Origin of the sequence: Citrobacter sp. wls710, from assembly GCF_005281115.1 — a bacterium.
Taxonomy (GTDB): Bacteria; Pseudomonadota; Gammaproteobacteria; order Enterobacterales; family Enterobacteriaceae; genus Citrobacter; species Citrobacter werkmanii.
In genome coordinates, this window is record NZ_SZXD01000030.1 from 88,134 (window position 1) to 100,991 (window position 12,858).

The 12,858-nt window shown below is 55.3% G+C and carries 11 protein-coding genes and 1 riboswitch; of the genes, 5 read left to right on the forward strand and 6 right to left on the reverse strand.

Going from position 1 to position 12,858, the window contains the following annotated elements; genetic code table 11:
• Window positions 1–43: 43 nt before the first annotated feature.
• The 4 genes from FDX14_RS13235 to sgrT all read right to left on the reverse strand — a co-directional run bounded on the left by FDX14_RS13235 (window position 44) and on the right by sgrT (window position 3,847).
• Entirely contained in the window at window positions 44–1,327 is a 1,284-nt protein-coding gene (locus tag FDX14_RS13235; RefSeq protein WP_061382929.1) for an MFS transporter, read from the reverse strand.
• A gap of 58 nt (window positions 1,328–1,385) precedes the next feature.
• Window positions 1,386–2,150 carry a gluconate 5-dehydrogenase gene (idnO, locus tag FDX14_RS13240; RefSeq protein WP_061382927.1) on the reverse strand — a complete coding sequence of 255 codons (765 nt, stop codon included), beginning with the start codon at window positions 2,148–2,150 and terminating at the stop codon, window positions 1,386–1,388.
• 280 nt (window positions 2,151–2,430) lie between these two features.
• Window positions 2,431–3,609, reverse strand: coding sequence for a sugar efflux transporter (locus FDX14_RS13245; RefSeq protein ID WP_042312361.1), 1,179 nt, complete (start codon window positions 3,607–3,609; stop codon window positions 2,431–2,433).
• Window positions 3,610–3,724: 115 nt separating this feature from the next.
• Window positions 3,725–3,847 (reverse strand): glucose uptake inhibitor SgrT, encoded by a 123-nt coding sequence (gene sgrT, locus FDX14_RS13250; RefSeq protein WP_016151681.1) that lies wholly within the window; start codon window positions 3,845–3,847, stop codon window positions 3,725–3,727.
• 99 nt (window positions 3,848–3,946) lie between these two features.
• Here sgrT and sgrR point away from each other — a divergent pair, with 99 nt between their 5' ends.
• The 4 genes from sgrR to thiQ all read left to right on the forward strand — a co-directional run bounded on the left by sgrR (window position 3,947) and on the right by thiQ (window position 9,038).
• A complete protein-coding gene (gene sgrR, locus FDX14_RS13255) occupies window positions 3,947–5,602 on the forward strand; it encodes an HTH-type transcriptional regulator SgrR (protein WP_137349677.1) in 1,656 nt (551 codons plus the stop codon).
• Window positions 5,603–5,649: 47 nt separating this feature from the next.
• Window positions 5,650–5,747: riboswitch (TPP riboswitch) on the forward strand.
• Between the two features lie 30 nt (window positions 5,748–5,777).
• A complete protein-coding gene (gene thiB / locus FDX14_RS13260; protein ID WP_137349678.1) occupies window positions 5,778–6,761 on the forward strand; it encodes a thiamine ABC transporter substrate binding subunit in 984 nt (327 codons plus the stop codon).
• Complete coding sequence (gene thiP / locus FDX14_RS13265) at window positions 6,737–8,347, forward strand: thiamine/thiamine pyrophosphate ABC transporter permease ThiP (protein ID WP_137349679.1); 1,611 nt, start codon at window positions 6,737–6,739, stop codon at window positions 8,345–8,347. Before thiB ends, thiP begins: the two co-directional genes overlap by 25 nt.
• Window positions 8,331–9,038, forward strand: coding sequence for a thiamine ABC transporter ATP-binding protein ThiQ (gene thiQ, locus FDX14_RS13270; RefSeq protein ID WP_042312368.1), 708 nt, complete (start codon window positions 8,331–8,333; stop codon window positions 9,036–9,038). The genes thiP and thiQ overlap by 17 nt, the downstream gene beginning before the upstream one ends.
• 38 nt (window positions 9,039–9,076) lie before the next feature.
• Here the strand turns inward: thiQ and FDX14_RS13275 are convergent, their stop codons facing one another.
• Window positions 9,077–9,844, reverse strand: a complete 768-nt coding sequence (locus FDX14_RS13275; RefSeq protein ID WP_038637157.1) for a DedA family protein — start codon at window positions 9,842–9,844, stop codon at window positions 9,077–9,079.
• Between the two features lie 119 nt (window positions 9,845–9,963).
• Window positions 9,964–10,809, reverse strand: a complete 846-nt coding sequence (araC, locus tag FDX14_RS13280; RefSeq protein ID WP_003018834.1) for an arabinose operon transcriptional regulator AraC — start codon at window positions 10,807–10,809, stop codon at window positions 9,964–9,966.
• Window positions 10,810–11,148: 339 nt separating this feature from the next.
• Between araC and araB the strand changes: the two genes are divergently transcribed.
• Window positions 11,149–12,858, forward strand: coding sequence for a ribulokinase (gene araB, locus FDX14_RS13285; RefSeq protein ID WP_137349680.1), 1,710 nt, complete (start codon window positions 11,149–11,151; stop codon window positions 12,856–12,858).

The following is a 12,858-nucleotide window of genomic DNA, read 5'->3' on the forward strand; positions in this document are numbered from 1 at the left end:
AACCTTATCACAGCCGGTTAGCGACTGCACTCCTCGCTCAACCTTAACGCGTAGCCATCTCAGCCGACGGCGACGTGGTTTCATTTTGCGCACGAACGCAGTACATCAGCACCACCGACGCCAGCAGAGCAATCGCCATGAAGGTGTAGGAGACGCCCGGCCCGCCGGTCACACCGTTGAGGTAACCCACCAGCCACGCGCCGAGGAATGCCCCTAACGCGCCAAAACTGTTGATCATCCCCATCGACACGCCGGAGACGTTGCGCGGCAGCAGTTCGGGGATCAGCGCAAAGAACGGCCCGTAAGGCGCATACATACAGGCAGCGGCCACAACCAGCAGCGCGTAGGAGAGCCAGAAGGACTGGTTGCCCAACAGCCACGAGGCAAAGAACGCGATGGCGGCAATCAACAGCAGCGGCCAGATAAACAGTTTACGGTTCTGGAACTTATCGGACAGCCAGGAGACGGTCAGCATCAGGCAAATCGCCGCCAGATACGGCACCGCTGCCAGCCAGCCCACCGCCACGATGTCCATCTGTGCCGCATTTTTGAGGATTGACGGCATCCACATCATGAAGCCATACACCCCGATGCTCCACAGCGCATGCACCGCGCAAAGCATAATGACGCTGCGTGAACGCATCGCTTCACCGTAGTTACGCATCGGTTTGATGTCGCGCTGCTCGCGATCCATCGCCTGCTGTAATGCCTGTTTCTCCTGCTCGCTCAACCAGCCCGCATCCGCCGGTTTGTCGCGTACCAGAATCACCCAGCAGAACGCCCAGAGCACCGCCGGGATACCTTCGATAATAAACATTTCGCGCCAGCCCCAGGCTTCAATCAGGTAGCCGGAGACTATCGACATCCACAGCACTGTGACCGGGTTGCCGAGAATTAAAAAGGTGTTGGCGCGCGAGCGTTCAGTTTTGGTAAACCAGTTGCTGATATAAATCAGCATAGCGGGCATCACCGCTGCTTCGACGATGCCGAGAATAAAGCGGATCGCCATCAGCGTTGGGATATTGCTTACAAAGCCGGTCGCCGCGGCACAAAGCCCCCAAAGGATCAGGCTGTAAAAAATCATTTTGCGCACGCTATGCTTAACGGCGTACATCGCACCCGGCACCTGGAAGAAGAAATAGCCCAGGAAGAACAGCGCGCCAATTAACGATGCGGTTCCCTGAGTAATTCCTAAATCATGTTCAATACCGGCGGCAGCGGCAAAGCCGTAATTGGCGCGGTCGAGATAAGCTAAGCTGTAGGTAATAAAAATAATCGGCATTAAATACCACCAGCGACGCGCCGGCAGTTTTGCGAGCATATTCATACTCACTCCTTGGATTATTGTTTTATCTGTCAGGCCGCGCGTAGCGGCCCATTATTGATCAGACCGCGGCCAGCATGCCGCCGTCCACAAACAGAAGATGTCCATTAACAAAGTCAGAGGCCGGCGCGGCAAGATAAACCGCCGCGCCGATCAACTCTTCCGGTTTACCCCAGCGGGCGGCGGGCGTGCGCTGGAACAGCCAGGCGGAGAATGCCTCATCGTTAACCAGCGCGGTGGTCATGTCGGTGGCGAAATAACCGGGCGCAATACCGTTGACCTGAATATTGTATTCCGCCAGTTCCACGCACATGCCACGGGTTAACATTTTGACCGCGCCTTTTGACGCCGCGTATGGGGTAATGGTTTTACGACCTAATTCGCTTTGCATTGAGCAGATATTAATAATCTTCCCGCGGCGGCGTTGCACCATGTAGCGGGAAACCTGCTGCGACACCAGAAAGACCGATTTCTGGTTTACATCAATCACTTTGTCCCATTCAGCCTCCGGGAATTCGGTGAAGGGATAACGACGCTGAATTCCGGCGTTGTTAATTAAAACATCAATGGCCCCAACTTCCTTTTCGATTTGCGCGATGGCGCGCGCCACCTCTTCCCCGTTGGTGACATCAAATCCATAGCCAACGGCGCGATAGCCTTCGGCCACCAGTTTGTCCGCCGCCGCCTGAGCGCGCTGCTGGGTAATATCGTTAATCACAATCTCAGCACCGTGCGCCGCCAGACCGTTGGCCAGCAGGTTACCAATGCCCTGAGCGGAACCGGTAATCAGCGCGCGTTTACCAGTCAGGTCGAATAGGTTTTTCATAAAAAAAACTCCTTTTTTAATAACTGTTACGCGTAACTGTATACGCGTAACAGTAGAAAAAAGAAGATCCAGGAAGAGGAAAATGATCGTTATGTGATCAACATTGCATTTACGTGCAAGATGAAAAAAAGAGGGATTGGCCTGATAAGCGTAACGCGATCAGGCCGTAAGGACAGGTTGCCGGATGGCGGCGTAAACGCCTTATCCGGCCTACAAAAACGACAAAAGCGAATACGAAATGTCGTCCGGTCGAACACAGCGACGCCGGGACTGCACCGGACTAAACATCCTTCACCCGCCCGGTCATCCACAGCGTGACCACCGAAATCGCCGCAATCACCCAGTAAACGGCAAAATGCCCGTAGCTTTGGGCAACCGCCCCCTGAATCACTCCGGCCAGAATCACGCCCGTTGAAATACTGTTGGTAAACAATGTGGTCGCAGAACCCGCGCGCCCCGGCATCAGATCCTGAAACCACAGCATTCCTATTCCGGCGATAATGCCGATAAACACTGCGTTAAACAGTTGCAGAACCAGCAGCGCCGTGCGGCTGTGAAAGAAGATCAAACCGAGATAAAACAGTACGCCCGCCGCTACGGCCGCAATCATCATGCGCCGCTTGCCAAAGCGTTTCACATAGTAGCCCGCCAGAATCATCGCCGGAATTTCCAGCCCGGCCGCGGTGCCCATCAGGATCCCGGCCAGCTTGTCCGGTAAACCCAGTTCAAGGCTGATCCACAGCGGCATATCGATGATGTACATGGTGTTGCAGGTCCACATCAGCGTGGAGGCAATAAACAGCATGCGTACATTTTTGTCCTGCCAACCGCCAGCCTGTTCCAGCGGCACATCGACAGGTTGTTCCACCCGCGCCACAGACGGCAGTATCAGCGCGATTAGCACGAGGCTAATAGCAAAAATGCCTGCGGCAATGGAAAACATCGCCGTGAAGCCGTAATTCAGCGCCAGCATAAAGGCCAGCGGCGGCCCAATCACCCAGGCCAGCGAAAGCTGCGCACGCATCACCGAGCTAAACATCACCACTTCGCGCGCGGAACTATCGGCATATTCCCGCGCCAGCGCAAACAGCTGCGGCATGGCGGTATTCGCCAGCGAAGCCAGCAGCACACCGCAGGTGATCAGAGTGAGATAGTGGCGATTAAAGGCAAACAACAGCGCGTTGCCGATTGCCATCAGACAACAGAACATGATCAGTTTGCGCCGATCGCCCTGACTGTCGGATCGTTTCGCCAGACCAAGGCTGACTCCGATCCCGGCAATGGCGTTGACGGTGTAAAACAGCCCGACCCAAAATGGCTGCGCCCCGACTTCACGGCTCAGAAACAGGCTCAGCGTGGGAGCCTGCAACGCCCCGGCCACGCCCATCATAAAAGCGACCAGCATAAATGCCGCGTAAACGCCGTTGAGGCGCCGTCCCATGGTCATAATCCAGAGCATATCTTTCCTTTTAAGCGCAGCTGAAACGAAAAAAGCCAGCAGATAATACCTGCTGGCGCGGCGATTAACACCAATACTCAGTCACACATGATGTCTGCAACTCGCAATTCGGAGGTCAGGCTGTCACCTCCCACTGCATCAGTTCTTCAAGCATCTTTAAGCGCTGCGGTGCGCTCAGGCAAGCCAACCAGGACGATTTTTCCGTCGCAGTAAAGTACTTCAACCAGAACTGACGCATAGATGACCCCTTCGTTGTCTCATCGCTTCATCGGAATCTATTATTGGCTTAATATAGGGATAATAAAATTGCTGAGTTTTCCGCAGGAGTTCCCCTTTTATGTCTTCTGGTCGTTTGCAACAACAGTTCATCCGTCTGTGGCAATGCTGTGACGGCAAAACGCAAGACACGACGCTGAACGAACTGGCGGAGCTGCTGAGCTGCTCGCGCCGTCATATGCGCACCCTGCTTAATACCATGCAGGATCGCGGCTGGTTAACGTGGGAAGCCGAAGTTGGGCGGGGTAAACGCTCGCGCCTGACATTCCTCTATACCGGGCTGGCGCTCCAGCAGCAGCGAGCAGAAGACCTGCTGGAACAGGATCGTATCGATCAACTGGTACAACTGGTCGGTGATAAAACGGCCGTCAGACAAATGCTGGTTTCCCACCTGGGACGCAGTTTTCGCCAGGGGCGGCACATCATGCGCGTCCTCTATTATCGTCCTATGCGCAATCTGCTCCCCGGCACGGCGTTACGCCGCTCCGAAACCCATATTGCCCGGCAAATCTTCAGTTCCTTAATTCTGGTAAATGAGGAAAATGGGGAACTGGAAGCCGACATAGCCCATCATTGGCAACAGATTTCGCCTTTACACTGGCGATTCTTCCTGCGCCCGGGGATCCATTTCCACCATGGCCGCGAGCTGGAAATGGAGGATGTCATTACCTCGCTACAGCGTATCAACACGCTGCCGTTGTACTCGCACATTACGCAAATCGTCTCCCCCACCGCCTGGACGCTGGATATCCATCTTGCCCAACCGGACCGCTGGCTTCCCTGGCTACTGGGGCAAGTCCCCGCCATGATCCTGCCACGAGAATGGGAAACGCTAAGTAACTTCTCCAGCCATCCGATTGGCACCGGCCCATATGCCGTGATGCGCAATACTAATAACCAACTAAAAATTCGCGCATTTGATGATTACTTCGGCTACCGGGCGCTGATCGATGAAGTTAACGTTTGGGTATTACCTGACATCGGCGAAGAGCCGGGCGGCGGCTTGACGCTAAAAGGTCCCACGGAAGATGAAAAAGCGATCGAAAGCCGCCTCGAAGAAGGCTGCTATTACCTGTTGTTTGATGCGCGAACCCATCGTGGCGCGAACCAGGAGGTTCGCGAGTGGGCAAGCCGCGTTCTTTCACCGACAAATTTAATCTGTCACGCCGACGAACAGTACCAACGACTGTGGTTTCCCGCCTATGGGTTACTCCCCCGCTGGCACCACGCCAAACCCGGACATGGCGAAAAACCGGCCGGGCTGGAAACGCTAACGCTCACTTACTATCGCGATCACATCGAACACCGAATTATCGCGCAGATCATGAAAACGCTGCTGGCGGAACATCAGGTACAGTTAAATATTCAGGAGATCGACTACGATCAGTGGCATGCAGGTGAAATAGTCAGTGATATCTGGCTCAACAGCGCCAACTTTACTCTCCCGCTGGGTTTCTCATTGTTCGCGCATCTCTGCGAAGTCCCATTACTGCAAAACTGTATCTCGCGTGACTGGGAAAACGATGCGGCCCGTTGGCGAACCGGTGAAATGAGCCTGGCGGCATGGTGCCAACAGTTGCTCGCCACAAAGGCCATTGTGCCGTTGATCCACCACTGGCTGATCATTCAGGGCCAGCGCAGTATGCGCGGGCTACGCATGAATACCCTCGGCTGGTTTGATTTTAAATCGGCATGGTTTGCGCCGCCGGATCCATAAGAGCCAGCTCTTAATTGCTGCCCGGCAACAAAATCACTACACTAACGCCGTTCTCAACGGGGTGCTATGCAATATGCTGGCTGAGAGATACCCGTCGAACCTGATCCGGATAATGCCGGCGAAGGGATTTGAGGCTTATCTCAAGTCCTTTGCCACCCAACTCTTGAGGTGCAAAGTGTTTAAAAAATGTCTTCCGCTTTTACTGCTGTGCGCAGCGCCCGCCTTCGCCAAACCGATACTGACCGTCTATACCTACGATTCGTTCGCCGCGGACTGGGGCCCTGGCCCGACAATCAAAAAGGCCTTTGAAGCTGACTGCAACTGCGAACTGAAGCTGGTCGCGCTGGAAGATGGCGTCTCGCTGCTTAACCGCCTGCGCATGGAAGGAAAAAACAGCAAAGCCGACGTCGTACTGGGACTGGATAACAACCTGCTGGATGCCGCCACGCAAACCAAACTGTTCGCCAAAAGCGGGGTCGCAAACGACGCCGTTGACGTGCCCGGCGGCTGGAAAAATGACACCTTTGTTCCGTTTGATTACGGCTACTTCGCTTTTGTCTATGATAAAAACAAGCTGAAAAATCCGCCAAAGAGCCTGAAGGAATTGGTAGAGAGCAGCCAAAAATGGCGCGTCATTTATCAGGATCCACGCACCAGCACGCCAGGGCTGGGCCTGCTGTTATGGATGCAGAAAGTTTATGGCGACAAAGCGCCGGAGGCGTGGCAGAAACTGGCGGCCAAAACCGTCACCGTCACCAAGGGCTGGAGCGAAGCCTACGGCCTGTTCCTGAAAGGTGAAAGCGATCTGGTACTGAGCTACACCACCTCTCCGGCTTATCACATCATTGACGAGAAAAAAGATAACTACGCCGCCGCCAACTTTAGTGAAGGTCACTATTTGCAGGTGGAAGTTGCCGCCCGCACCGCGGCCAGCAAGCAGCCGGAACTGGCTGAGAAATTCCTGAAATTTATGGTGTCACCGGCATTCCAGAATGCCATTCCGACCGGCAACTGGATGTATCCGGTGACGCAGGTTGCTCTTCCATCAGGATTTGAGCAACTGAATAAACCGGCCACCGCGCTGGAATTTACCCCGCAGCAGGTTGCGGCCCAGCGTCAGACATGGATCAGCGAATGGCAACGCGCCGTCAGCCGTTAATTCCCGGCTGGCTGGTTCCCGGGCTTTCTGCCGCCACGCTGATGGTGGCAGTTGCCCTGGCCGCGTTCCTGGCGCTATGGTTTAACGCCCCACAAGGTGACTGGCTCTCGCTGTGGCGAGACGACTACCTGTGGCACGTGGTGCGTTTTTCTTTCTGGCAGGCTTTTTTATCCGCAGTGTTGTCGGTTGTCCCGGCAATTTTCCTTGCCAGAGCACTTTATCGCCGCCGTTTCCCTGGACGTCTGGCGCTGCTACGCCTGTGCGCGATGACGCTAATCCTGCCGGTGTTGGTCGCGGTCTTTGGCATCCTGAGCGTGTATGGCCGTCAGGGTTGGTTAGCCTCGCTCTGGCAGACATTCGGGCTGGAGTGGACGTTTTCGCCGTACGGTTTGCAGGGCATCCTGCTGGCGCACGTTTTTTTCAATCTGCCGATGGCCAGCCGTCTGCTGTTGCAGTCGCTGGAAAATATTCCCGGCGAACAGCGACAGTTAGCCGCTCAGTTGGGTATCCGCGGCTGGCATTTCTTCCGCTTTGTCGAATGGCCATGGTTACGCCGTCAAATCCTTCCCGTCGCGGCGCTCATCTTTATGCTGTGCTTCGCCAGCTTTGCCACCGTTTTGTCGCTGGGTGGCGGGCCGCAGGCCACTACCATTGAGTTGGCTATCTATCAGGCGCTGAACTTTGATTACGATCCCGCCCGGGCCGCTATGCTTGCGTTGATCCAGATGCTGTGTTGTTTAGCGCTGGTGCTACTCAGCCAACGCCTGAGCCGCGCTATTGCGCCGGGCACCACGCTGGTCCAGGGCTGGCGCGATCCCGACGATCGTTTGCACAGCCGTCTGGCAGACTCGTTGCTGATTATTCTGGCCCTGTTGTTGCTGCTGCCGCCACTGCTGGCAGTGCTTGTCGATGGTCTTAACAACCAGGTACTGGAAGTGCTTATGCAGCCGGTTCTGTGGCAGGCATTGGGAACTTCACTGCGCATCGCGCTGGCGGCAGGGGCATTGTGCGTGATACTCACCATGATGCTGTTATGGAGCAGTCGCGAACTGCGCGCCCGACAGCAGGTGCTGGCAGGCCAGGTACTGGAGCTTAGCGGCATGATGATCCTCGCCATGCCGGGCATCGTGTTAGCTACCGGCTTCTTTCTGCTGCTCAATAACACCGTTGGACTCCCCGAATCTGCCGACGGCATTGTGATTTTCACCAACGCGCTGATGGCGATCCCTTACGCGCTGAAGGTACTGGAAAACCCAATGCGTGACGTGACCGCACGCTACAGTATGCTGTGCCAGTCGTTGGGAATTGAGGGATGGTCGCGCCTGAAAGTGGTTGAACTGCGGGCACTGAAACGTCCGCTGGCGCAGGCGATGGCGTTTGCCTGTGTATTGTCGATTGGCGACTTTGGCGTGGTGGCGTTATTTGGCAATGAGGATTTCCGCACCCTGCCGTTTTATTTATATCAGCAGATTGGATCTTATCGCAGTCAGGATGGCGCGGTTACGGCGCTCTTGCTGCTGATCCTGTGTTTTACGCTGTTTACCGTTATTGAGAAATTGCCGGGTCGAAATGTTAAAACTGATTGATATCACATGGCTTTACCACCATTTGCCCATGCGCTTTACGCTGTCAGTCTCGCGCGGTGAGCAGGTAGCAATACTCGGGCCCAGCGGTGCCGGGAAAAGTACGTTGCTGAATCTGATTGCCGGCTTTCTCACGCCTGCCAGCGGCACAATGATGATTGAAGGTGAAGATCACACCGCAACGCCTCCTTCGCGTCGTCCCGTCTCCATGCTGTTTCAGGAAAACAATCTGTTCAGCCATCTGAGCGTGTGGCAAAACATCGGCCTGGGTCTTGATCCGGGTTTAAAACTGAACGCGCTTCAGCGGGAGAAAATGCACAACATCGCCCGGCAAATGGGGCTCGATTCATTGCTGGAGCGACTCCCCGGTGAGCTTTCCGGCGGGCAGCGACAACGCGTGGCGCTGGCGCGTTGTCTGGTGCGGGAGCAACCCATATTGCTGCTCGATGAACCGTTCTCTGCGCTCGATCCCGCCCTGCGTCAGGAGATGTTAACCCTGGTCGCCGAGGTCTGCCGTGATAAGCAGCTTACGCTGCTGATGGTTTCCCACAGCGTAGAAGATGCGGCGCGAATTGCGCCCCGGTCAATCGTCGTCGCCGACGGACGCATTGCATGGCAAGGCAAAACAGACGAGCTACTAAGCGGTCAAGCCAGTGCCTCAGCGCTGTTAGGCATCAACCCTCATATTTCGTAGGCCGGATAAGGCGAAGCCGCCATCCGGCAAAGGAATCGCTAGTAACCCACAACTTTGCGCAGAATATCGATATACACCGGCATCAGTGGGTGACGCAATAACGCCACCAGCGCGACCACGCCGATCCCGAGCGTTAACGGTGCCAGATACAGCAAACGACTGCGGGGGAAATACGCGGTTAAACGATCGACTGCCGCTTTGCCGCTACGCCACAGCCGCCAGCATAGCCAGCCCCCGACCCACAGCAGCAACGCCGTCGCCAGCAGCAGCCATTTGAAGTCTCCGCTCTGCATATCGGAAGGAATATCGATTGCCGCTCCCGCCAAAATACCCGGCAGGAAATAGAACGGCGGCCACAGCACGCAGCCTATAATATTCGGCACAATAAATTTTGCGACAGGCAGATCCAGCATGCCCGCCACCATCGGCACCAGCGGACGCGTTGGGCCGACAAAACGGCCCACCAGAATGGTAAACATGCTGTGCTGATGCAGCGCATGCTCGGTTTTATCCAGCAGCGCCTTGTTCTTTTTCATGAACGACCAACGGTGCAGCGGCTTTTTAAAGCGCCAGCCCAACCAGAAGGAGATCCAATCCCCCAACAGGCAACCGACGATGCCCGCAAGCCAGGCATGCCAGAAATTCAGTTCGCCACTGCCAATCAGCGCCCCCAGCCCCGCCATCATCACGGTGCCGGGCAGAATCAGACCAACCAACGCCAGCGACTCCAAAAAAGCCACCAAAAGTACGGCGATCAGAGAGTACAGGGCGGACTGGAGAATAAAGTGTTCCAGCAATGCTTGCATAATGTGTCCGTCAGGTTTACGAAGCAGGGATTTTGATAACCCTTCTCAACTTCGTCAAGCCATCAATTGTCTGAATAGATTGCCAGTTATGACAACTTTCAGGACACATCATTCACTTTTTATTCACATCCAGCACGGAACTCGCTCGGACTGGCGCCGGTACATTTTTTGAAAACGCGAGAGAAATAGAGCTGGTCATCAAAGCCGACGTTGCGACCCACCGTGGCGATAGGCATACGTGTGGTACTCAGCAGTAGCTTCGCCTGACTGATACGCTGATCCTCACGCCAGCTTAATACGCTGATGCCCAATTGCTGGCGGAACAGGTGTGACAAACGGGAAGGCGACAGGCAGACATGCTGTGCGACGCTGGCAATATCAAAATTGCTGTCCGCCAGATGATCGCTAATGTACTGGCAGGCATCGCGAACGCGGTTGTCCATTGGCGGATGCAGCGACTCATTAATGGCTTCCATACGTCGGAGTAACAATTGCTCCAGCAGATTAATCGCCAGCAGTTCGGAATAGCGGCCCTCCCCTTGCCCGGCATTAATGATCTGTCCAAACAGTTCATTAAAATGCGGTTGGTGCGCTTCATCAGGGCGAAAGAAACCGGTCTGGGCAAAAATGGCCGGCCAGGTCAACCACTCCTGCCAGTAAGCGCGTGGCCGAAAGTAGACCCACTGGTGATACCACTCGCTGGCATCCGGGTGGCGTCCGTAGTGGTGAATTTCTCCGGGCGGAAACAGCAAAATATCGCCAGGTCGACAGACAAACTGCTTGCCCTGATTATTAATGACCCCTTCCCCACGGATAGTGAGATTAAGGATATAGCCCTTCATCCCCAGCGGCCTGTCGATAAAAAAGTCCAGGTATCCGTTCGCCTCAATGGGGGTTAATCCAGCCACCAAATGTGCGTTAAACGAATAGCCCGGCAGTAGGGGATCGTTTTGCGTTTCAGCCATAATTTCAATACTCCCTGGGTTCTGCTAAGAAACAATTTGTCCATATTACGCCAGACATCATCGCCGTCGCCCCTGCGGGTCACAGTGTTTGCAGTAATGGACCATCAACCCCGCTTGTGAAAAGCAATTTGTAAAAAACATGTACTACGCCAACGTCAAAATCGGCTAACGAAAGTGTCTATAACTACGGCAGAAATGTCCACATTGATTATTTGCACGGCGTCACACTTTGTGATGCCACAGCATTTTAGTCCATAAGATTAGCGGATCCTGCCTGACGGTTTTTATCCCTCCTCACTACTGTTTATCCATACCCGTATTTTTGGATGGAGTAAGACGATGGCGATTGCAATTGGCCTCGATTTTGGTAGTGATTCGGTACGCGCTTTGGCGGTGGAATGTGCCACTGGTGAAGAAATCGCCACCAGCGTTGAGTGGTACCCACGTTGGCAGGAAGGGCAGTATTGCGACGGCCCAAACAACCAGTTTCGCCATCATCCGCGCGACTACATTGAGTCCATGGAAGCGGCGCTGAAAACCGTCCTGGCCGAGCTGAGCGCGGAACAACGCGCGGAAGTGGTCGGGATTGGCGTTGACAGTACCGGTTCAACCCCGGCGCCTATTGATGCCGACGGCAACGTACTGGCGCTGCGCCCGGAGTTCGCGGAAAACCCGAATGCGATGTTTGTTCTGTGGAAAGATCACACCGCGGTCGAAGAAGCCGAAGAAATTACTCGCCTGTGCCACACGCCGGGCAAGATCGATTACTCCCGCTATATTGGCGGTATTTATTCCAGCGAATGGTTCTGGGCAAAAATCCTGCACGTAACTCGCCAGGACCACGCGGTCGCCGAGGCAGCGGTCTCATGGATTGAGCTATGTGACTGGGTTCCGGCCCTGCTCTCCAATACTGTGCGCCCCCAGGATATTCGTCGCGGTCGTTGCAGCGCCGGGCATAAATCCCTGTGGCATGAAAGCTGGGGGGGACTGCCGCCAGCCAGTTTCTTTGACGAACTCGACCCCATCCTCAACCGCCATCTGCAATACCCAATGTTTAGCGACACCTTCACGGCGGACCTGCCGGTTGGCACCCTGTGTGCCGAGTGGGCGCAGCGCCTGGGGCTACCAGAAAGCGTGGTGATTTCAGGCGGAGCTTTTGACTGCCATATGGGCGCGGTCGGCGCAGGCGCACAGCCCAATACGCTGGTGAAAGTCATCGGCACGTCTACCTGCGACATTCTGATTGCCGACAAACAAAGCGTTGGCGAACGCGCGGTGAAAGGCATTTGCGGCCAGGTTGATGGCAGCGTGGTGCCGCATTTTATCGGTCTGGAAGCGGGGCAATCTGCTTTTGGCGATATTTATGCCTGGTTTAGCCGTGTGTTGAGCTGGCCGCTGGAACAGCTTGCCGCGCAGCACCCGGAACTGAAAACACAGATTAAAGCCAGCCAAAAACAGCTGCTGCCTGCGCTCACCGAAGCCTGGGCGAAAAATCCGTCGCTGGATCACCTGCCGGTGGTGCTCGACTGGTTCAATGGTCGTCGTACGCCGAATGCCAACCAGCGTCTGAAAGGCGTCATTACCGACCTGAATCTGGCAACCGATGCGCCAGCGCTGTTTGGTGGTCTGATTGCCGCCACGGCCTTTGGCGCGCGCGCCATCATGGAATGCTTCACCGAACAAGGCATTGCGGTTAACAACGTCATGGCGCTCGGCGGTATCGCGCGTAAAAACCCGGTCATCATGCAGGCCTGCTGTGACGTGCTAAACCGTCCGCTACAGATTGTCGCTTCAGACCAGTGTTGCGCGCTCGGTGCGGCTATCTTCGCCGCCGTTGCCGCGCAGGTCCATGCAGACATTCCAGCCGCCCAGCAACACATGGCGAGTGCAGTAGAAAAGACGATGCAACCTCGTCCAGAACAGGCTCAACGCTTTGAACAGCTTTACCGCCGCTACCAGCTGTGGGCGGTAAGCGCTGAACAACAGTACCTTCCGACTGCCGCACCGGCGCAGCAAGCCCCGGTAGACCTGGCAACCCTGACTCATTAA

Excerpts from the sequence above, each read along its gene's own strand:
- araB (WP_137349680.1), top strand. The coding sequence starts at position 11,149 with ATGGCGATTGCAATTGGCCTCGATTTTGGTAGTGATTCGGTACGCGCT.
- FDX14_RS13235 (WP_061382929.1), bottom strand. The coding sequence starts at position 1,327 with ATGAATATGCTCGCAAAACTGCCGGCGCGTCGCTGGTGGTATTTAATG.
- idnO (WP_061382927.1), bottom strand. The coding sequence starts at position 2,150 with ATGAAAAACCTATTCGACCTGACTGGTAAACGCGCGCTGATTACCGGT.
- sgrR (WP_137349677.1), top strand. The coding sequence starts at position 3,947 with ATGTCTTCTGGTCGTTTGCAACAACAGTTCATCCGTCTGTGGCAATGC.
- sgrT (WP_016151681.1), bottom strand. The coding sequence starts at position 3,847 with ATGCGTCAGTTCTGGTTGAAGTACTTTACTGCGACGGAAAAATCGTCC.
- FDX14_RS13275 (WP_038637157.1), bottom strand. The coding sequence starts at position 9,844 with ATGCAAGCATTGCTGGAACACTTTATTCTCCAGTCCGCCCTGTACTCT.
- thiQ (WP_042312368.1), top strand. The coding sequence starts at position 8,331 with ATGTTAAAACTGATTGATATCACATGGCTTTACCACCATTTGCCCATG.
- FDX14_RS13245 (WP_042312361.1), bottom strand. The coding sequence starts at position 3,609 with ATGCTCTGGATTATGACCATGGGACGGCGCCTCAACGGCGTTTACGCG.
- araC (WP_003018834.1), bottom strand. The coding sequence starts at position 10,809 with ATGGCTGAAACGCAAAACGATCCCCTACTGCCGGGCTATTCGTTTAAC.
- thiP (WP_137349679.1), top strand. The coding sequence starts at position 6,737 with ATGGCAACGCGCCGTCAGCCGTTAATTCCCGGCTGGCTGGTTCCCGGG.